This window comes from Mycobacteroides franklinii (assembly GCF_001853795.1).
Lineage (GTDB): Bacteria > Actinomycetota > Actinomycetes > Mycobacteriales > Mycobacteriaceae > Mycobacterium > Mycobacterium franklinii.
In genome coordinates, this window is record NZ_MLIK01000019.1 from 1105161 (window position 1) to 1125271 (window position 20111).

Annotated in this window: 19 protein-coding genes; 5 read left to right on the forward strand and 14 right to left on the reverse strand. The window is 61.7% G+C overall.

What is annotated here, in order from left to right; genetic code table 11:
- Positions 1-15: 15 nt before the first annotated feature.
- The 5 genes from BKG76_RS13060 to BKG76_RS13080 are packed head-to-tail and all read right to left on the reverse strand — an operon-like array spanning position 16 to position 5563.
- Positions 16-1566 (reverse strand): flavin-containing monooxygenase, encoded by a 1551-nt coding sequence (locus BKG76_RS13060; RefSeq protein ID WP_070938014.1) that lies wholly within the window; start codon positions 1564-1566, stop codon positions 16-18.
- Positions 1563-2357 carry a methyltransferase family protein gene (locus BKG76_RS13065; RefSeq protein ID WP_070938015.1) on the reverse strand — a complete coding sequence of 265 codons (795 nt, stop codon included), beginning with the start codon at positions 2355-2357 and terminating at the stop codon, positions 1563-1565. The genes BKG76_RS13060 and BKG76_RS13065 overlap by 4 nt, the downstream gene beginning before the upstream one ends.
- Complete coding sequence (locus BKG76_RS13070; RefSeq protein WP_070938016.1) at positions 2348-3361, reverse strand: fatty acid desaturase; 1014 nt, start codon at positions 3359-3361, stop codon at positions 2348-2350. Before BKG76_RS13070 ends, BKG76_RS13065 begins: the two co-directional genes overlap by 10 nt.
- 10 nt (positions 3362-3371) lie before the next feature.
- A complete protein-coding gene (locus tag BKG76_RS13075; RefSeq protein ID WP_070938017.1) occupies positions 3372-4631 on the reverse strand; it encodes a hypothetical protein in 1260 nt (419 codons plus the stop codon).
- Entirely contained in the window at positions 4628-5563 is a 936-nt protein-coding gene (locus BKG76_RS13080) for a polyprenyl synthetase family protein (protein ID WP_236737570.1), read from the reverse strand. Before BKG76_RS13080 ends, BKG76_RS13075 begins: the two co-directional genes overlap by 4 nt.
- Before the next feature lie 708 nt (positions 5564-6271).
- Between BKG76_RS13080 and BKG76_RS13090 the strand changes: the two genes are divergently transcribed.
- Positions 6272-6649 (forward strand): hypothetical protein, encoded by a 378-nt coding sequence (locus BKG76_RS13090; protein WP_070939196.1) that lies wholly within the window; start codon positions 6272-6274, stop codon positions 6647-6649.
- Here the strand turns inward: BKG76_RS13090 and BKG76_RS13095 are convergent.
- Positions 6646-8034 carry an MFS transporter gene (locus tag BKG76_RS13095; protein WP_070938019.1) on the reverse strand — a complete coding sequence of 463 codons (1389 nt, stop codon included), beginning with the start codon at positions 8032-8034 and terminating at the stop codon, positions 6646-6648. The two genes, BKG76_RS13090 and BKG76_RS13095, sit on opposite strands and share 4 nt — an antisense overlap.
- Positions 8035-8495: 461 nt before the next feature.
- On the opposite strand from BKG76_RS13095, the gene BKG76_RS13100 reads away from it, so the two are divergent.
- Complete coding sequence (locus BKG76_RS13100) at positions 8496-8888, forward strand: WhiB family transcriptional regulator (RefSeq protein ID WP_407937659.1); 393 nt, start codon at positions 8496-8498, stop codon at positions 8886-8888.
- A gap of 22 nt (positions 8889-8910) precedes the next feature.
- On the opposite strand, the gene BKG76_RS13105 is transcribed toward BKG76_RS13100, so the two are convergent.
- The gene (locus tag BKG76_RS13105) at positions 8911-10404 is read right to left on the reverse strand and encodes an ATP-binding protein (protein ID WP_070938020.1); all 1494 of its coding nucleotides are present in this window, start codon (positions 10402-10404) and stop codon (positions 8911-8913) included.
- 157 nt (positions 10405-10561) lie between these two features.
- On the opposite strand from BKG76_RS13105, the gene BKG76_RS13110 reads away from it, so the two are divergent.
- Positions 10562-11215, forward strand: coding sequence for a response regulator transcription factor (locus BKG76_RS13110; RefSeq protein WP_070938021.1), 654 nt, complete (start codon positions 10562-10564; stop codon positions 11213-11215).
- A 29-nt stretch (positions 11216-11244) separates the two neighbouring features.
- Here BKG76_RS13110 and BKG76_RS24450 read toward each other — a convergent pair whose 3' ends face one another.
- Positions 11245-11607, reverse strand: coding sequence for a hypothetical protein (locus BKG76_RS24450; RefSeq protein ID WP_083338031.1), 363 nt, complete (start codon positions 11605-11607; stop codon positions 11245-11247).
- 80 nt (positions 11608-11687) lie between these two features.
- On the opposite strand from BKG76_RS24450, the gene BKG76_RS13115 reads away from it, so the two are divergent.
- On the forward strand, positions 11688-12521 hold the full coding sequence (locus BKG76_RS13115) for an LLM class F420-dependent oxidoreductase (protein WP_070938022.1): 834 nt from the start codon (positions 11688-11690) through the stop codon (positions 12519-12521).
- Between the two features lie 52 nt (positions 12522-12573).
- Here the strand turns inward: BKG76_RS13115 and BKG76_RS13120 are convergent, their stop codons facing one another.
- Positions 12574-12798 (reverse strand): hypothetical protein, encoded by a 225-nt coding sequence (locus BKG76_RS13120; protein WP_070938023.1) that lies wholly within the window; start codon positions 12796-12798, stop codon positions 12574-12576.
- A gap of 153 nt (positions 12799-12951) precedes the next feature.
- Between BKG76_RS13120 and BKG76_RS13125 the strand changes: the two genes are divergently transcribed.
- Positions 12952-13920, forward strand: coding sequence for a cytochrome c oxidase assembly protein (locus tag BKG76_RS13125; RefSeq protein ID WP_070938024.1), 969 nt, complete (start codon positions 12952-12954; stop codon positions 13918-13920).
- Here BKG76_RS13125 and mmsB read toward each other — a convergent pair.
- The 5 genes from mmsB to BKG76_RS13150 all read right to left on the reverse strand — a co-directional run bounded on the left by mmsB (position 13908) and on the right by BKG76_RS13150 (position 20023).
- Positions 13908-14819 carry a 3-hydroxyisobutyrate dehydrogenase gene (gene mmsB / locus BKG76_RS13130; protein ID WP_070938025.1) on the reverse strand — a complete coding sequence of 304 codons (912 nt, stop codon included), beginning with the start codon at positions 14817-14819 and terminating at the stop codon, positions 13908-13910. The two genes, BKG76_RS13125 and mmsB, sit on opposite strands and share 13 nt — an antisense overlap.
- A gap of 15 nt (positions 14820-14834) precedes the next feature.
- Complete coding sequence (locus tag BKG76_RS13135) at positions 14835-16211, reverse strand: MFS transporter (protein WP_070938026.1); 1377 nt, start codon at positions 16209-16211, stop codon at positions 14835-14837.
- Between the two features lie 76 nt (positions 16212-16287).
- Positions 16288-17745 carry an aldehyde dehydrogenase gene (locus BKG76_RS13140; RefSeq protein ID WP_070938027.1) on the reverse strand — a complete coding sequence of 486 codons (1458 nt, stop codon included), beginning with the start codon at positions 17743-17745 and terminating at the stop codon, positions 16288-16290.
- The gene (locus tag BKG76_RS13145; protein ID WP_070938028.1) at positions 17742-18878 is read right to left on the reverse strand and encodes a hypothetical protein; all 1137 of its coding nucleotides are present in this window, start codon (positions 18876-18878) and stop codon (positions 17742-17744) included. Before BKG76_RS13145 ends, BKG76_RS13140 begins: the two co-directional genes overlap by 4 nt.
- Positions 18875-20023, reverse strand: coding sequence for a phosphotransferase family protein (locus BKG76_RS13150; protein ID WP_070938029.1), 1149 nt, complete (start codon positions 20021-20023; stop codon positions 18875-18877). Before BKG76_RS13150 ends, BKG76_RS13145 begins: the two co-directional genes overlap by 4 nt.
- Positions 20024-20111: the final 88 nt, after the last annotated feature.

Here is a 20111-nt window from a genome sequence, read left to right on the forward strand (position 1 = left end):
AACAACAGTACCCGTCTATTTCTTTAGGATTTTGAAGGGATCGAGTTCGTCCGAATTGACTGGGCGAACGGTGTTGTCGAACTCGAACTCTAACTCGTCGAACTGCCGCATCATCCAGTGGTAACTCCAGGCGGAACCTGGCCATAGGGCGCGGTTGACGCCTTTGGAATCTAGGAACCAATTGTTACATCCTCCTTTGGCCCATATTCTCTTATCCGACCGGCGTTGAATACCGGCGTTGAATCTTTCCTGGGAATGCTGGCGGACCTGAATCGAGGTAGCAGCGTACTGCCGTGTGAGATCGATAGCGCGCAGCACGTGTGTGATCTGCTGCTCTATTATCAACACTACTGTATTGAGTACCCCGCTGTTAGGGCCCAACAAGAAGAATGCATTGGGCATCCCGTTCACGGCGATTCCCTTATAGCCTTGAAGGCCCTGGGCGTTCCACCTTTGTATAAGTGACTCACCACGGGTGCCGCGGATATCGTGTATATCGAACCGATCTGTAGTAGTGGTATGGAATCCGGTGGCGTAGATGATGACATCTACGTTGCGTTCGATGCCATCATCGGTCACGATGCTCTGTGGTCGCACCTCGGCGATACTGTTAGTAACTAGTTCAGTGTTGGAGCGGGCCAGTGCCGGATAGTAGAAGGGCGAGATAAGAAGATGGTTACAGCCGATCCGATAATTGGGGGTGAGTTTGGCTACCAACTCGGGATCTTGAATGTTTTTACGGATGTTGGCCTTTGCGGCCCACTCCAAAACCTTATGGAGCTTGCCAGGTCCATACAATCCCAAGCCAAGCAACTCGGCGACCAAATAGCTGATACCGCGGAAGAAGTTGCGGGTCAAAGGCGCCGTTGCGAAAAGCTGTTGAACCAACTTAGGTATCGTGGGGTCACTGCGCCCTAGCACCCAGGGTGGGGTGCGCTGATATAACTGTAGCTGTCCCACTTGCTCGGCTATGGCGGGAACAATTTGGATGGCGCTGGCGCCGGTGCCGATGACCGCTACCTTTTTGCCTGCCAAATCCACGCTGTGATCCCAGCGCGCCGAATGAAACATTGCCCCTTCGAACGACTCGATACCGTCGAACGCCGGGATATGCGGTTGATGCAACAAGCCAGTGCCGATGACCATGAACTGGGCGGTGATCCTGTGCCCGTTCGCTGAACGCAGGATCCAGCGTGAAATTGTTTCATCCCAATGCGCACTGACGATCTGGGTGTTGAATATTACTTTGCGACGTAGATCGTACTTATCGGTGAGCCCTTGCAAATAGGCCTGGATTTCTGGCTGTGATGACCACATTTTTGACCAGTACGGATTCTGTTCGAAAGAGTACGAATATATAGACGTTGGCACGTCACTGCCGCAGCCGGGATAGGTGTTGTCGCGCCACGTACCACCGATATCGCTGGCCTTCTCGAAGATCAAGAAATCTTCATCGCCCCGCTTGCGTAACTGGATCGCCATACCCAGTCCGGAGAACCCACTACCGATAATCGCAATGGTGGTTTCAAGATCCACCGGCCTATCAGCCGAGCCGACCTGAATCATACGCGTCGCTTAAACAGCTTGAATGGTGACGGAATGAGAGCGGGAACTTTAGTGGCGTATGCACGATAGGAGGAGCCGAATCGTGCGACGAGATCACGCTCTTCAAAGAAGGTGCCCAGCAGGATGTACACAGTTATGCCGAATGCCCACAGCAAATGTCCCATTGTCATCGTGCTCGTGCACCAGAAAGTGATTAACAGTCCAGTCATCAGCGGATGGCGCACTAGCCGATAAATCCCGTGTGTCTGTAGTTGATCGACAGTAATATCTGGGACCTGAGTTACGTAATGCCGATAGGACTGAGTAATGCCGAGTAAGTAGAAGTGGTTTAATAGCAAGGTCGCTGCATAAACTAGAGCGAAGCCTAGCCAGAATCCGATGTCAAGAATTACTCCGGCAACCCCCTCGGCTGACCAGACGTGGTGTGGAACTGGTTGCCAGCACAGAAAGATCAACCACATCACTAAACACACCATGAGGACGTAGATTGTGCGCTCGAGGGCGTCCGGTACCCACCGGGTGATGAACGCTTTAAACGAAAGCCGAGCCATAATCGTATGTTGTAGGCCGAACAGTGTTAACAACGCAACGTCAATAATGACCGCAGATCCTGTCGACAAGGATGCACTTCTGTCCACTGTCTTTGGTAACCACCACCCGCCGAAGAACAACAGCATCAGTGGCACTGTGATTCCGGCGAGTCCGTAGACAGCAAACGAGAATAGGAACGGCAATAGCCGAGCGCGGCTTGATAGGACGTCTCTAACCTGGCCTGTTGTGATCAGATCCATGCGAACCACGGCAGGTATCGCGAGCGGACAGTGCCCGTCGCCAGGCGTGTTTCCAGCCTGGTTTTCCATTTATTGCCATAGCGTTCATTGAGGAATCCGCCGGGTACTAGAAGGCGCCAACCTGACTGAGCCACCATCCAATACGGGACGATGACTCCGGGGTTGACTTGACGCATGTAGTCGAGCTTGTCAGGGATCTGGCTCCAATGGATGCCTGGGTAGCGGTGGTGCACACTGTGGTAGCCCTGATTGAAGATGAAAAAGTTAAGGATGTTCCCGGCATTGTTCAGGGACGTGCTCGCGTCGTCGGAGAAGCCTTTCGCGGGGGCATGGCTGAGCCAAGCGAAATAGCCCCCGTTCACCTGGGTGATGAGCAACGGCACCCAGTAGAAGAGTATGAATCGGTCGAAGTCAACCAGGTACCACGTGATACCAACTACTATTACGTTCAGCACCATATCGAGAACGAACTGGTGGCGTCGCTTACGTCGGCTGTCTGAAGGGTTGGACGCGAACAGTATTCGTACGGTGTGGTATTTTACAATGCTGCCGTATCTTATCCAGTACCACACGGCGGATAGTCCGGTTTCACGTCCTCTGGTAGAGGTAACGTCACCGGGTCCATCGTTGAAGCGGTGGTGGCTGAGGACGTGCACTTCGCGCATTTCTGCCGCGGTTAGATTGCCGGGTAGGCAACACAAAAAGTCGACCACGCGGTTCGGTATTCGAGACACAAACAGCGGCCTGTGAGTATGCATGTGCATCACACCGATCGTGAGCGACAGGTTCAGTAGCGAGAGCACAACTATCAATGTCGCGGCGATACACCAGTTGGTCGCGGCCGGTACAAAGAGACCTAGAGCCAACACCACGAGCCACATCGCAATATGGGTAAGAGGCCCCACATTCGCTGGGTGCTCTAGCCTCAACACTCGTCGACTGAAAGGTTCCTTTTCGCTTGACGCAGATGCGCCGCTGTCGGCACTGGGCGTGGCGGTGCTCAAGGTTGCCTCCTTAATTCTTTGTGTCTAGAGCGGCAAGTTGGAATGCTGTGGCGAGGGCGTGCATCGCGTCGGTGTCGCGTGGGGGTAGCCGGTCCAGGGCTCCGAAGGCGAGATGGTCGGCCAGCATCATTCGACGCACCTGAGAATCAGGCAGGCCCCCGGTCAGTGGGTCTTCAGGTAGGGCTCCCACGAGAGCAAAAGTGGTGCCCACAGTCAGCCGATCTAGTGAGGTTGGCGCCGCCGCGTAGGGTTCATTCAGGTTTAGTACATCCACGGCTGGGCCGGTTTCCAGACTTACGTTGGATGACGTATCAAGCATCTGGTGGATTGCCTGGTCAGCGGAACGCCGCACGCGCACCAACATGGCGGTCCATCGACTGGATGAGCAGGCGGCCAAGATGGCTGCGCCGAGCTGCCTTTGCTGGCGATACGGAATGGGCGCGCCGACAGCAGTACATAGGAATCCAGTCGTCGTAATCGTCATGTAGGCCGTCGCGGCCCTGGCGCCGAGACTTTGCGTCGACGTACCAAGCCGTGCTAATAACACAAAGCTCCCGAGCGCCGGCGTTAGCAGCCTAAGCATCACGGCTCGGGTTAGCTCCTCGCGATCGCCAGCGCCGTATAGTGCCAGTTCATGATCACGCAAGTCGTTGGCCAGTTGGGCTGCGATACCGATACATTCGGCTAGCTCACTCAGGTCATTCTCAGTTGAGGTATCGTCGGCCACCAGCGAGCATGCGTAGCGCGCTATCCGTCCTAGTACACCCGCCCCGTAGGCTGTTCGCGGCAGAGGTGAATCCAGGTTCCGAGTCATGACCGTGCCGATATCCGCCAGCAGGTGGCTGACTCGTTCTTGCGCATCGGCGGGCAGCGTCGATAACAGTGTTCGGATATCGCGGATACGCCTGGCCAGTAACAAGTCGACAGCTTCGCTGTCACGGACGGTGGCCACATCGGGTGCTGGGGGCGGACTAGCGGCGACACCATTGAGGTAATCCACCGCGGTCTGCACGGCACAGCTCGCCGTTGGGCGGTGGGTGAGATCTTCGTAGGCGTCCAAGACTCTGCAAGCAAGCAGGGCGGCGGTCGCCTCAACTCTTAGACTTGTAGGCAAGAAACCTATCGCGATACCGAGATTTCGAGCAGCAGGGATCAAAGCTACCTGCGCTAATTCATTTGGTGATTTTGCCGCCTGCAGCGATTCAAAATCCGGCGGTTGGCGCAGTTTTCGCAATCCATGGATGAGGCCGCCGAGCCGCCCTCCCATCATCGGGAGACCGTCTGTGTCAGCAGTTCACACAAGTACTGACGAGACGAAGAAGGCGGGAACACCTCCAGTGTCTGCCGGGCCGCGTCGGTGGCAGCCACGGCAACCGCGCGAGCCGCTCGAGTAGCACCAGAGCGCACCAACTCGGCTTGCAAATTGGTGCTGGCAGTTAGCCCGGAGAGCCAGATCTCGCGTGAGCCGGGCCGAATGGACAGCCACTCGATCACCGGCCATGTCGGGACACGACGATCAATGTCACCGCAAGCTTCCTTACCCAACGTGGGAGCACCTTCGATATCGCGCACGTCATCCATGATTTGGAAGGCAAGAGCCAGCTCGTCGGCGTATCGCATCATGTCCCGCAGCCGATCGTGGTCGACCGCTCCCGCTGTGCCGCCGTACGTACATGCCAACCGAAACATGGTCCCGGTCTTGGCGCCTGCTACGAGTTCGTAATGTCGACGGAGAGCAGTGTGGTCGACTGCGGGCGGCAGGGTCTCGACGAGTTGGCCAAAAGAGAGATCCGAGAGCTGGTTAAGGTAGGTGACGCCGGGCGCCTGACCCAGTTGCGCAAACACTGCAGGGTTGTCGGCCAGCACGCGCGCCATTACGAGTAGTGCGCTGCCCGCCAAATGGAATCCGGCTCGCGCGGCGGTGCGGACGCCGAATTCGGCCGGTACCGACGAGGAGCCGCGCCTCAATAGCGAACCGTCGCAGATATCGTCATGCATGAGAGACGACTCATGGAGCATCTCTATGGCGCAGGCTAAATCGATGGCGTCGTGCAATGGCACAGCGTTGTCCGCGGACAGCAGTTGGGTGCAGGCGAGTACGATTCCGGCTCGAACCCGTTTGCCCGGGGCGGCGAGTATGTGGCGGTAGATGGCGTCAAAGTTGTTGCTAGTAATGAGGATTTCGTGCAGCCGGTCGTTCACTAGCGGCAACTGACTGGTGATGTGATTCGGCTCAGACGTGGTGCGTTGCGAGTGGTCATCACCAAAGTTGTGAGTGTCGTCAGCTTGCTTACGCTGTGCCCTTCGATTGTGGGCCTGGGCGTTTCCTGCTTCGCACTGTGGTGTGATCGGCGGTTTAGTCACTGCTCAAGTCCGATCGGTACCACTTGCCGCGTGATACGCCGAGGTGTGGACGGCACGATTCGGTTGAGCACAAATACTTCACAACTTCCCCCGCCTATATAGTTCACAACTTCCCCCGAGGGCAACCGCCCTACATGAGCCAGACTATAGCTGTCATGTGAATCAGGCAACATCTACTTGCGGGGGGGATGGCGGTCACAAACCCCGCACTTGGCGTGCGGGCTTCGTGTCTGCTGAGCGGGGCGAGCCGTCGACCCGGAGTGGCAGGCGGAGCTTCCGCTCATCGAAGAGTGGTTCGAGTTCATCGGCGACAAGCTGCCGACCGGCGTCAAGGACGAGTTCGAAGCCCTGAAGCAGCGCCTCAACTCCTAAGACAAAACTTCTCATCCAAGTGGCCATGGCGGTTTTCCGCCATGGCCACTTGGATGTTCGCACCGATGCTTCTGCCTCGAGCAAGCCGCACCATGTGGATAGCGCTAAGCGCCCGGCTCCGAGCGGAGCCCTTGGTGTGACGAGAGGCAGTCAAAGGTGTTGCGAACACGATCAATCCGCCGAGCAGTCATTCTCGGAGCTGTGGGCGCGGCGATGGCGCTGTTGCCGCCCGCCGCCGCGAACGCCTCTCCGGTTGCACCGTCGCCAGGCCCGGGTGACCACGTCGGGCAGCTGCTGGGTGGGGGTAATGCGCCGTCCGAGGCGCAACAGCCCCGGGATGATTCCGGAGGCTGGGTGGAACACCGCGGAGCCACGGGTGCGCAATGCATGGACCGGGGGGTCGTCTGCGATACCGGAATCTGGTACCCCGACAATCTGCAGCGGCAGGGCAGCCAAGACGAAGGCGGGCGGTCCGAATGGGTTCAGATGCCCGACCAGACCGGCGCCGAATGCGAGAACCCGGGCGTGATCTGTGGCAGCACCGCGTCCTAGTGACGTGTTGCACAATAGCTTTCGGATGGCTCCCGCTCCGTGGCGCTGGGCCGCCCCGGGCTGACAATGAGCGCGATCGCGGCGGCCGCCAGGCAGCTGGCGGCCGACACCCAGAACGCCGCCGAGTAGCCGGCGGCAGCCGCTTGATCGCTTGATGCGTGACGGGCAAGAAAGAACGCGGCCGTTGATGCCACGACACTGCTGAGCAGCGCGGCGCCCATGGAACCGCCCACGTGATGCATGACATTGACTGTGGCGGAGGCAATTCCAGATTCATCGGGATGGATACCGGTGGCAGCACCATGGGTGGACGCTCCGAATATGAGCCCCTTGCCGAGTCCGCCGATGATGAGCCCGGGCAGTATCGCTGTGTAATAGTCTGCGTGCGAGCCGATGTGGCTCAGAATCAGCAGACCGAACGCGGCCGTGACGCCACCGACAATGAGTACGATGCGGCCGTTGAGGCGGGGCAATATGAAGGTATTGCCGAGGGTCGAGGCAACGACAACCATCGCGGAGAAGGGCAGGAAGGCCACCCCTGCCCACAATGGCGCCAGGTGTAGACACCGCTGCAGGTAGTAGAGCAGTGACAACACCACACCGAAAAGCCCTGCGCTGGCGAAGAACATGGCGAGAAACGCCGCGCCGCGAGTGCGGTCATAGATGACCCGCAAGGGCAGCAGCGGATTCTTGCTGCGGTGCTGATGCCGGATGAACACGCCGATCAGTGTCAGCCCGGCGCAGAAGGACATGAGGGTAGTGCCTGCGGTCCATCCTCGAATCTCGACACGGGAGAAGCCGAACACGATGGCGAAAAGCCCCAGGGTGACCGTCAGCGAGCCGAACACATCGAGTTGGCGGCGGTGTCCCGCTGGGTACTTCCTGACGAATGCCAGGGTGCCGATCAGGGCGAGGATCGTCATGAGCACGCTGACGTACATGACCCATCGCCAGGTGAGCAGCTGAGTGAGGACCCCGCCCACCAGTAATCCGGCGGTGCTGGCGGCGCCGATCACGGCGCCGAAGATGCCGAATGCGTGCCGTTCTTCCTCGGATTCGCGGAAGCTGTTGACCACCAAAGACATCGCGGCCGGAGCGAGCAGGGCGCCGAATACTCCCTGAGCGACGCGTGATGTGACCAGCTCGCCAAAATTGGTGGCGGAGCCACCGATGAACGATGCGGTGGCGAAGCCGACCAACCCGATGACCAGCGCGCGGCGCAACCCCAGCATATCGGCGACTCGGCCGCCCAGCAGCAGTAGTCCACCCAGGGCCAGTACATATGCCGTGATCAGCCACTGCCGATCGCTGTTGCCGAACCGCAGATCGGCCTGGGTGGCGGGAAGCGCTGCGGCAATGATGCTGCTGTTGATCACCAGGAGCATTTCGACGAGGCAGGCAACGGCGAGTGCCAGCCAACGGTCCCACCCGCTACGAGGTGGTGCAGGCATGGTGCGCGGGTCAGGATGCACGTCGTATCGCCTATCTGTCCTGCGCACGGGATCGCGCGATGATGTCTTGGGGTGCCGGGCAATTCGCCGGCGCAGCCAGAGCTCTACGGTGAGTTGTTCTCGTACAAGGGTCGCGGAGCGCGGCGGCCTTGTCGTCGGGGTTGGTGCCCATCGCCGTTGGCGGTAAACCCCCACCGAGGGGACCGTTAAGAGCAGTCGGATAGCTGTCGGTGCTGTGTGATTTGACCATGGAGGCTGGCCTCCATTCGCCGATGGCGGAATTCCGCAGGAAAGATTTGAGGGTAACCGCAATCTTTTATTATGTTGTTGGACAATGTAATTGGATTTGTTCTCCGTTAACCACAGGCGGGGTTGCCGTTAACCGTCGCGTGGATATCGTCCCCATCGGTTCGGCGAGGAACCGATGGAATGTGACGGAGGGCGACGTGATGATGGGTAGAGAATTTGTACCGGTCGCGGGACGCGAGATCGCAACGGCAGGTGCCGGCGCGCTTGGCGACGTGGGCGAATGGTGGAGCCAGGCTCGCTGCCGCGGTCTGCCGACGGAGATGTTCTTTGTGCCGGACGGTGATAGAGGGCGTTCGCGGCTGGTCCGCGAGACGCGAGCGAAGCGGGTCTGTCAGTCCTGCCCGGTGCTGCGGCAATGTGGCACCTACGCCGTGAGTGCGGGTGAGCGCCACGGGGTGTGGGGTGCCTTGACGCCGATGGAGCGTGCCGAGCGCCGTGTTCTGCTCGGGATTGACGAAGCGCTAGCCGCGGGTGCGTGACGAGAACTGGTGCTGTGCAGTTCTATTCGGACTGAAGCAGTGGAATGGTCACGGTCATTGACGTGCCACGGCCCGCGGCGCTGTGGATATCCAGACGACCTCCGAGGGCTGCGACCCGGTCGGTGAGTCCGATGAGCCCGGTGCCCTTGCGGGGTTTGGCCCCCCCGACGCCGTCGTCGCTGATGGTTATCTGAATCTGCTCAGCGGTCTCGTGGGCGTGGATGAGAATCTCGCTGGCCTGGGAGTGTTTTGCGGTGTTGGCGAGAGCTTCGGCAACTACGTAGTAGGCGGCGATCTCGATGGATTCGCGGTACTTCTGGTCGAGTTCCAGCTCGGTCCGTACGGGGATGAGCGAGCGCCGGGCCAGCGTGCGCAAGGCGGGGGCCAGGCCCTTCGACAAGATGGCGGGGTGCAAGCCGCGTGAGAACTCTTGGAGCTCGCGGGTGACCGCGGTGAGGTCGGCGTCGAGGTCGTTGAGTTCGCGCGTGAGTTCGGCATCCTCCGGTGGTACAGCCGATCTGATCATGCCGAGTTTGAGCCGTAGGTACGCCAGCCGCTGTTGGGCTCCGTCATGGAGATCGCGTTCGAGCCTGCGGCGTGCGGTGTCGGCGGCGGATACGATGCGGGCGCGGGAGGCGGCGAGCTCTTGTCGGGTGGCGGCGTTGGCGACGGAGGTCGCCACCAGATCGGCGAAGTCGCGCACCCCGGCGCGGATATCGGTGTCGGATACCGTCGATGCGTCGGTACCGACGATGAGCGTTCCCCACGGTTTGGCGTCGACGAGTATGGGGGCGGAGACGGCGGGGGTCAAGCGCAGTTCCCGTGCGACGTTATTGGCATCGAGTAGGGGAAAACGCTTGCCCGGTAGTGGTGTTCGGGGTCCTGTCCTGCCGTGGCTGGCCACCACGATTCCTTCGTCGCCCGGCATCAGTTGAACCAGCACCGCGGTGGGTGAACTGAAACAGAGTGCGGCTTCCTGGACCACCTTCGTATAGAGCTCGGTGGGCGCGACATTGCTCGCGACCAACGTGGCGGTATGCCGGAGTGCGGCCTGCTGTTGCGCGATGGCGGCGGCCTCGCGCCGGCGGCGGTCGGCCTCGATGGTGCCGGCGCGGGCGAGCGCAGAAAGCGCGCTCGCCGTCAGCGTCACGGCAAGGAAGCTCAGATGCGTGACGATATTGTGGCTTTCCGTGGACAGCGGGTGGGCCATGGGCCAGTTGCGAATGCAGTCGAAGACGACGGCACTGGCGATGGACATCGCCAGTGCCAGCCGGAGCCGCCAGATCACCGAGATGACGAGGATGCCCATCAGGTAGATCGCGGCGAGATGTTCGGCGGGGGCGATCGTGCGTAGGAAGATCGTGAGTATCGACTCGGCGACCAGTAACACCACGCATGTCGCAATACCGGCGTAGGCCGAGGGTGGTGTGGATCCGAATAACTGTGTGCGCCATCCGGAAATGTAGCGCAACCAGCCGGTATGAGAAGCCTCGTCCGGCTGCCATCTACTCGGCATCAGTTGACCCGCCCGCGGCAACGATGCCTGTGGTGCTTGCTGCATATGTATCTACGTCTACTCACTGCCTGCGAACCGCCGTGCGGCCCGTTCACAAATCCATAGTATCGGCGGTGAGGACGATTCCGGGCCCGCGTGGCGGCGGTAACCTGGCGAGATGTCCGCGATACGGGTTCTGGTGGCCGATGACGACACGTTGCTGCGCGAGGGCGTAGCGAGCGTGCTGGAAAAGGCCGGCTTCGAGGTGGTGGGTCGCGCGGGTGACGCCGCAGCGCTCTTGGAGTTGGTTCGAGCCGAGAGTCCCGATCTCGTTGTCGTCGATATCCGGATGCCACCGACCCACACCACCGAGGGCCTGGAGGCGGCTCAAAAGATCAGGGGTGAATACCCCGGCATTGGTGTGCTGGTGTTGTCGGCGCACGTCGAGGTCGAGTACGCGGCCGAGTTGATTACCTCGGGTGACGGGGTGGGCTATCTGTTGAAGAGCAGGGTGGGGGATGTCGCCGAGTTCGCGGATGCCTGCACTCGCATCGCCGGTGGCGGTTCGATCGTCGATCCTGAGTTGGTGCGTGAGCTGTTGTCCGCGCGGCGCAAAGATGACCCGCTATCAGCCCTCTCTCACCGCGAGCTCGAGGTGCTCGAGCTGATGGCCCAGGGATTGTCGAATTCCGGTATCGCGGGAAAGTTGTGGATCACCGAGAGCACCGTGGAGAAGCATGTCCACAGCGTCATGCGCAGATTGGATCTGGGGCACGCGGACCAATATCACCGCCGGGTACTCGCGGTGCTGGCGTTCCTCACCCATCGATGATTGGGCATCAATAGCGTTACAGCACAATGCTATTCGCTACTACTGTGTCCGTGCGTGCCCAGGTATCCGCCGACTCCGAAGGGATAGTACGGCGGGTATATCGATGGCGGCGGACCGTCATATATAGGTGTGGCACTGGTTATTTGGACATTCCCGGGTGACGAACAGACTGTGTTGGCGTTGGGCACGGTGATGCAGCTCTGTCCGCCGCCGTTCGCGAATGCCGGCGATGCGGTGGCGAGTGCGCACGCCACCCCGCTGATCAGTAGTCCGGAAACGATGTAGCGCCTTTGCATGTTCGCCCTTTCTCTCCATACCTCGGTCGGCACAGCATTCATCACCTTCAAGGTTGATCTTTGGGTCTTGGAGTTGTCATCCATGCTGGCCGCCATTGCGATCGGGGGGCGATCCCCATGGCGGGACCGAACATTCCTGGTCGACGCTCCAGGTGCGCGACGCATAGGGTGATGCAATGCGCTTTGCATTCAAGACATCCCCGCAGAACACCACTTGGGAAGACATGCTGGCCATCTGGAAGGTGGCCGACGATATCGAGGTCTTCGAATCCGGCTGGACCTTCGACCACTTCTATCCGATCTTTTCGGATTCCACCGGGCCCTGCCTCGAAGGCTGGGTAACCCTGACAGCGCTCGCACAGGCCACCCGGCGGCTACGTGTCGGGGTGCTCGTGACCGGCATCCACTACCGGCATCCGGCGGTGCTGGCCAATATGGCTTCGGCACTGGACATCGTGTCCGGCGGCAGGCTGGAACTGGGCATCGGTGCCGGCTGGAACGAGGAGGAGTCCGGCGCCTACGGCATCGAGCTGGGCAGTATCAAGGAGCGCTTCGATCGATTCGAAGAGGCCTGTGAGGTGCTCACCGGACTGTTGAGCCAGGAGACGACGAGCTTCGACGGAAAGTTTTACCAGCTCAAGGACGCCCGCAACGAGCCCAAGGGTCCGCAGAAGCCACACCCGCCGATCTGCATCGGCGGCAGCGGTGAGAAGCGGACGCTGCGAATCACCGCCAAGTACGCCCAGCACTGGAACTTCGTCGGCGGACCGCCCGAGGAATTCGCCCGCAAGCGTGATGTGCTGGCCGCACACTGCGCGGACATCGGGCGCGATCCCCAGGAGATCACGCTCTCCGCCCATATTCGCCTTGGTGAGGATCGCGACTACGCAAAGGTTGTCGACGAAGCCGCAGCCTTGGGTGCCGAGGGCCTTGATCTGGCCATCATCTATCTGCCGCCGCCGTATGACCCAGCCGTGCTGGAGCCGTTGGCCGAGGCACTGCGCGGTTGACGGCCCAGAGGGCATCTACACAGGATCGGTAGATGCCCTCTCGGCCAACGCTTTAGCCCGTCTTGGACTCCAGCGCCGCCAGCGCGGCGGCAACCGCGATGTACTTGTTGGTGCCCAGCTCGCGGATGGTCGAGATGTGCAGGGCTTCCTTCAGGGCCGCGTCGTGCTTTTCGGTCAGGCCGGCCAGGGCCGACGGCGGCGCGTCCAGAACGTCCTTGAGATCCTTGTTCTCGTAGGCCTTGTCGAGCGCCTTCTCCAGATTTACTGATACGGCCACAGTTCCTCCTCTGGTTTGCCCCGCCCGTGGCGCACGCTAGTAGCTGAAGCTGTGAACCAAAGCCCTTTGGCTAGCGGCGATCCAAATTGCAGGTGAACGTGGGGGTTGGCACCCGAATGGCCGTCTCATTCAAATATGCGCATAATGCAATTAATGAACGAGGACATACTTCGGGGGTTAACCAGCATCCCGGCCGAGCCACCGTCCGTCTGGTCGCTATGGGGGTGGAACCCGCCGACCATTCCGGTGCTGCCGGTCGTAGCCGTCCTGCTCGCCGGTTGGTACGTGTTGAGTGTCATCCGGCTGCGCCGGATGGGCCGCACTTGGCCGTGGTGGTCGACGGCGTGCTTCCTGTCCGGATGTCTGATCCTGGGTGCGGTCATGGGGCTGTCGATCGAGCGCTACGGGTTTCGTTTGTTCAGCGCATTCATGTTCCAGCAGCTGACCCTGTCGATCCTGGTTCCACCGCTGCTGGTGCTGGGTTCACCGGGGCGGTTGCTCCTGCGGTCGACCCCGCACCGGGGCCCGGGCCGTTGGGTATTGGCTGCCGCGCTGGCCGGCCTGCGCAGCCGCGCCGGCGCGTTCCTGCTGCACCCGGCCGTCACGATCCCGTTGTTCCTGTTCAGCTACTACGGTCTGTACCTATCGCAGCTGTTCGACACCATTGCCGCGACATGGTTGGGGCACACCGCATTAGAAGTGTTCTTCCTGCTCTCGGGCCTGCTGTTCGTGATCCCGATTTTGTCCACCGACCCGTTACCGATCCGGCAGACCAACCTTGGCCGGATGTTCGACATCTTCGTGGAGATGCCGCTACACGTGTTTATCGGCGTCATCCTCATGATGGCGCCCAGGCCGTTGATCGGCATCTTCGCCAACCCGCCCGCGGCCTGGGCCGTGGACCCGGTGAAGGATCAGGCGGTGGCGGGCGCACTGGCTTGGTCCTACGGTGAGCCGATCGCGCTCGCGACCACCTTGATCTTCGCGATCCGATGGCGGCGCGAGGAACAGGTCGAAACCGAGGAGCGCGAGGCCGACGATGCTCGGCAGGAAGACGAATTGGCCTCGTACAACCGGTTTTTGCGGCAACTGCGGGGAGAGGGGCCGGATCAGGGCGTGTAGCCGCGCGCTGACCCATCGGGTGTGGCGTACTTGACGATCAGCGAGCAGTCCTTGCCGCCCAGACCCTCGTCGATGAGCTGCTGGAACTGCTCGGTGACCATGGTCGCGGCGGGCAGCTTGACGCCTGTGGCTTCTCCAGCGGCCAGCGCCAGGCGAGCGTCCTTGTGCGCCAGGTCGACGGTGAAGGTGGCATCGAAATTGCGATTGGCGGCGGCGGATTCGATGATGTCCGGCACCGGGTACCACGTCTGCTGCGCCCAGGACCGCGCCGAGGAAACCGAGCAGATCTCCCAGAACACCTTGGGGTCCAGGCCGAGTCGTTCGGCCAGCTGGGAGCCTTCGGAATTGGCCATCATGTCGATGAACAGCATCATGTTGTTGCAGATCTTCGCCGCGACACCCGCCCCGCCATCGCCCGCGTGGATCACGCGTCCGGCCATCGGTTTGATGTAATCGGTTGCCGTTCCCGCGCTTTCCAGGTCACCACCGAGCATGAAGCACAGCGTGCCGGCCTGCGCGCCGCTGATGCCGCCGGACACCGGGGCGTCGACGAAGCGGAAACCCCGGCGTGCCGACTCGGCGTGACAGTAGCGAGAGGTTTCGATGTCGACGGTGGAGCTGTCCACCAGAAGTGTTGATGGCGAAGCGTTTTCCCAGATCCCATAGGGGCCCTCGAACACCGAGCGGACATGCTCACCCTTGGGCAACATGGTGAAGACGACCTCGGCGCCGGCCAGCACCTCGGCGATTTCCTCCACCGCGGTCACACCGTTGGCTTCCGCCGCGGTCAGTGCGTCACCCGAGAGATCGAAACCGCGCACCGTATGCCCGGCCGCCACCAGATTTGCGGCCATCGGGCCGCCCATGTTTCCCAAACCGATCCAGCCGTAGGTCGCCATCAGACCAACCTAGCGTTAGGCGCGCGCTCTGTCGGCAGCATCCAGCTCATGCAGCGAGCTGCCTTTGGTTTCCGGCAGCGTCCACACGGCGATCAGCGTGATGGGGGCGACCGCCGCGAGATAGATCGCCACCGGCACCCAGCTGTGGTACCTGCTCAGCAGCGCGGTACCGATGACCGGAGCCAGCGATCCGGCGAAAATCGAGGTCACCTGGTAGCCGACCGACACTCCGGAATACCGCATTCGGGTAGGGAACATCTCGGCCATGATGGCCGGCTGCCCGGCGAACATCAGCGAGTGCACCAGTAGTCCGATGACGATCGCGGACAGGATCACCCACTCGTCGCGGGTGTTGAACATCGGGAACGCGATGAAGCCCCAGCCCGCGGACAGCGTGGCCCCGAGCGCGTACGGCGCACGCCGTCCCACGATGTCGGTGCATCGGCCGACAATCGGCAGTGCGATCGCCTGAACCGCGTGAGCGATCAAGAGCAGCAGCAGGATTCGCTTGGTATCCATATGCAACTGGGTCTTGAGATAGGTGATGGAGAAGGTGACGACCATGTAGTAGAGGATGTTCTCGGCTACCCGCAGGCCCATGGCGGTGAACACTCCGCGCGGATACCGGCGGAACACCTCGACAACGCCGTATGAGGTCGATGAGCCGCTTGCGCGAAGAGAATTCGGTAGCGCGCGGTTGTCCTCGATCTCCTTGCGGGCCTCGGTGAAGATCGGCGCATCGGATATCCGGGTGCGGATGTAGTACCCGATCGCGACGATGACGGCCGACAACCAGAAGCCGACCCGCCAGCCCCACGCCAGGAAGGCGGAATCGGAGAGGGTCGAGGACAAGGTGAGCAGCACCATGGTGGCGAGCAGGTTGCCCAGCGGCACCGCTGCCTGCGGCCAGCTCGCCCAGAATCCGCGTTGCGCGTCGGGCGAGTGCTCGGCCACCAACAGCACAGCGCCGCCCCATTCACCGCCCACCGCGAATCCCTGGAGAAACCGCAGGATCACCAGCAGAATCGGAGCGGCGTAGCCGACCTGCGCGTACGTCGGCAGACATCCCATGAGGAAGGTGGCGACGCCGACCAGCACGATCGCGATCTGCAACAGGTGCTTGCGCCCGTAACGATCGCCGAAGTGCCCGAACACGATTCCACCGATGGGGCGGGCGACGAACCCAACCGCATAGGTGAGGAATGCCTTGATGATGTTGTCGAGGTCATTTCCGCCGGCCTGCACCGCCGGGAAGAAGACCTTGTTGAAGACGAGGGTGGCGGCGGTGGCGTAGAGAAAGAACTCGTACCACTCGACGACGGTGCCCGCCATGGATGCCGCGACCACCTTGCGCAGACCCGTCGGAGTGGCAGCCACGGCGGTGATGGACACAGCCGAACCCTAACGTCGAGTGCGAGCTTCACGCGGTTTTCAGGCAAGAATTCCGGGTGAGGCTCGCACTCGACGATCAAATGGATTCGAGGCTGTAGCCCATGGGGAGCAGCACGCTCTTGAGTTCGCAGTACTCTTCGATGCCCTCCGGCCCGTTTTCGCGACCGATACCCGATTGCTTGTAGCCGCCGAACGGGCAGCTGGGATCGAACGCATACCAGTTGATGCCGTAGGTGCCGGTGCGAATCTGCGCGGCCACCTCCAGGCCCTTCGGCACATTGGTGGTCCACACGCTGCCGGCCAGTCCGTAGTTGGAGTCGTTGGCGATCTTGATGGCCTCGTCCACGGAGTCGTAGGCGATGATCGACAGCACCGGGCCGAAGATCTCCTCCTGCGCGATGGTCATCGAGTTATCGACATCGGCGAAAATCGTTGGCTGCACGAAGTATCCGCCGTCCAGACCCTCCGGACGCTTGCCGCCGTAGGCAAGGCGCGCGCCCTCCTCGATGCCCTTGGCGATGTAGCCCTCGACGCGGGCGCGCTGCTTTTCGGTGATCAGCGGGCCGACCTGGGTGGCCGGATCGTCGGGCAGCCCGACGCCCATCAGCGAGACCATGCCGACGATGCCGTCCACCACCTCGTCGTACCGTGACCGCGGCGCCAGTACCCGGGTCTGGTTGACGCAGCCCTGCCCGGCGTTCATCAGCCCCGAGAACACCAGCATGGGCAGCGCCGCAGCCAAATCCGCGTCCTCCAGCACGATGGCCGCGGACTTGCCGCCCAGCTCCAGGGTGACCTTTTTGAGGTTCTTCGCCGCTATCCCGGCGATCTCTTTACCGACGGCGGTGCTGCCGGTGAAGCTGAACACGTCGACACCGGGGTTGTTGGTCAGCGCGCGACCGGTCTCGGCGCCGCCGGGCACCACCGACAGCACGCCCTCGGGCACGCCCGCCTCTGCGAACACCTCGGCCAGAATGAAGCTCGACAGCGGAGTCTCGGCGGCGGGCTTGAGCACCACGGTGCAGCCCGCGAGGAACGCGGGGCCGATCTTGTTGAGTGCCAGGAACAGTGGCACATTCCAGGCGGCGATGGCGGCGACCACACCGGCGGGCTCGCGGGTCACCACCGTCTGGCCGTAGGCGCCGTTGCGCAGTTCCTTCCACTTCACCGCGTCGGCGGCATTGGCGTAGTACTGGATGGCGCCGAAGCCGCCCATCCACTGCAGCGTCTCGATAACCATCGGGGGAGCGCCGGTCTCGTCGGCGATGGCCTTGCAGATCTCGTCCTTGCGGGCTTCTAGGCCGGCGACGGCCTTCTGCAGCACCGCCTGCCGTTCGTGGGGGGTGAGCTTGGGCCACGGACCGTCGTCGAAGGCACGGCGGGCCGCGCTCACCGCGGCCTCGACGTCAGCGGGGGAGGCCAGCGGACACTGACCCACCTTCTGGCCGGTCGCGGGGGAGATGACCTCGATCACCTGGTCGGTGGCCGGTTCGGTCCAGACGCCGCCGATGAAGAGCTTGTCGTAATTCGTCATGAATCGCTGTCTCTTTCCTGATGTGTATCAACGAACCCGGTGAAGCCGGAGGGTTTGTGGGGGCCGATGGGGCCGAACTCGAACAGTCCACTGCCGTGGGTTTCGACACCGTTCTCGATCGCCGTGAAGGTTGCGAGATTGTCTACAGGGCACAGCAGCTTGAGTGTCGCGTCCAGCTCGGCGGTCTTGTACCGCTTGCCCTGTACGACGAGATCGCCCTGCCACATGCCGTGGCGCCAGTCGGGGTCCAGGCCGTACCCGGTGCCGAAGCCGAAATAGTGCGGCAGCACGATATCGGCCTTGATGGTGATGTCGCCCAACGTGATTACCGCGGAGCTTGCCTCGCGGGTACCCGGAACGAGGGTGATGTCGTGTGTGATGGGGCCGAGCTCGTCGATCCCCTTGGACGGATCACGCCACACCCGACGTGCGCCACTGACCACCTTGTTTCCGTGCTCGTCCTCCTGGTTGATGAACACGATCGAATACTCGGGGAACGAGATCACGTTGTAGAGCCAGAAGAACCCGCCGGCCAGGGTGGCCCGCCGTCCGGCGGGTTCGCCCTCGCCCACGGGACGGATGCCCCAGGAGCGGTCCCGATTACCCGACCAGTTGACGCCGTCCAGTTCGTGAGTGGTGCCGTCAACAGTCAATTGACCTGTCCAGGTGCCGGTTTGAGCGAACCTCGCGGTATCGAACATGACGCGGCCCATCTGGCGCTGATAGTGGCCCGGCTCCAGGGATGCCGGTATCTCACCGGTGTAGGTCAGATCAAAGCTGATGTCGTAGGCGGCATCCTTCCAACCGGGTTCCAGGATCACCCGTATCTTCTTGAGGCCTTCGACGACCTCGACGCGGTACGGCCCGACGTTCAGATCGGCGCGATCGTCGCCCAGTGCGCGAGAGGCCCGGAATACCAGGATGTCGTCGCCGTTGCGGACAGATGCGAATGCATCGGTGACACCCAGATTCGGATAGACGCCTAATCCGGTGATCAGATACGGCAGGTCGGCGCGGCCGCCATGGCAGCCAAAGTAATAACGGTCATAGAAGTTTCGGTCCGAGGTGCCGACGTGACGGACCACATCGGCGATCTGATGGATCGGGTAGTCGTCGAAAGGTGACAGGCTCATGCCGGTACCCCCGCCCAATAGGTTCCGTTCAGCATCTTCTCCAGTGTGAGCCGGTGCAGAATCAGATCATCGGGGTCGTTCGGCATCTGTGCCTGTCCGAAGGCCATGGCGCGCATCTGGATCCGCACCATGATGACGGCGTGCTGCAGTGCCGCGTACGCGGTGTAGAAATCCAGGTCTGCGGCGTGGTGACCGGTGAGGGCGGCGTACTCCGCGGCGATGTCCGCGCGCTTGCAGAAATCCGGTAGACCCGGCAGCGTCGCTACTTCGGCCAAATCCTGGAAAAACCTGTGCAGGAAAATGATCCAGCCCAAGTCCAGTTCACGCGGCCCGATGCTCGCCATTTCCCAGTCCAGCAGTGCGACGGGTTCGAAGTTGCGATAGATGACATTGCCGGGACGCGAATCACCCCAGCTGACAACATCCTTGGCCCGTAGGGACTCTTCGGGCCAATTCTCGCGCAACCACTCAAAACCGCGATCGATCAGCGGGATCGTGGGCCCGTCACCGCGCACCCACTCGTAGAACTCGTGGGTGCGGCGCACGTGGGCGTCCAGACCGGTCTCGCCTTCACGCGCATCGTCGAGGAATGCGAAGTTCTCCGTCGGCGCGGCATGAATGCGGGCGAGTTGATCCACGGTGAGTCGCTGCATCTTGTGGCGGTCGGCCTCGGCGGCCTCGGTCACCCAGGATCCGAAGGTGTAGGGCATGCGGTCGGGCGGCACCTCACCATCCACCCGATCCATCACAAAGAACTCGCCGCCGAGCACCTTGGTGTCGTCGCAGTACCAGCGGACCGGCGGGACCACGGCGGAGGAGTGCTGTCCGAGGGCGTCCATGACGTCGAACTGGCGGCGCATGTCATAGGTCGGGAACACCGGACTCGAATCGGGCTGCGGTGCGGTCCTGATGACCAGGCGGTGGGCCGCACGCTGGCCGTTCTCGGTCCACTGCGCATCGGCCAGGATCGTCTCGCTGGACATGCCGTTGGCACTCGGCAGCTCGGCATGGTCCACGCTGAAGGCGGCGTCGGCCGGCAGCTGGGCGGATATCCAGTCGGCGAGCGCGCCACGCAAAGTTTCGGGGTCCCGTTGAGATTCCGCGGGACGTGCAACGTCCTCATGCGTCGCTGTCTGCTCAGTCAAGGTGTCGTGACTTCCGTTTCATGTCCGCCTCGTTGCGTGACGCACGCAACACTACCGGGCAGTCAGGGGAAGTGGAACCTGTTGCAAT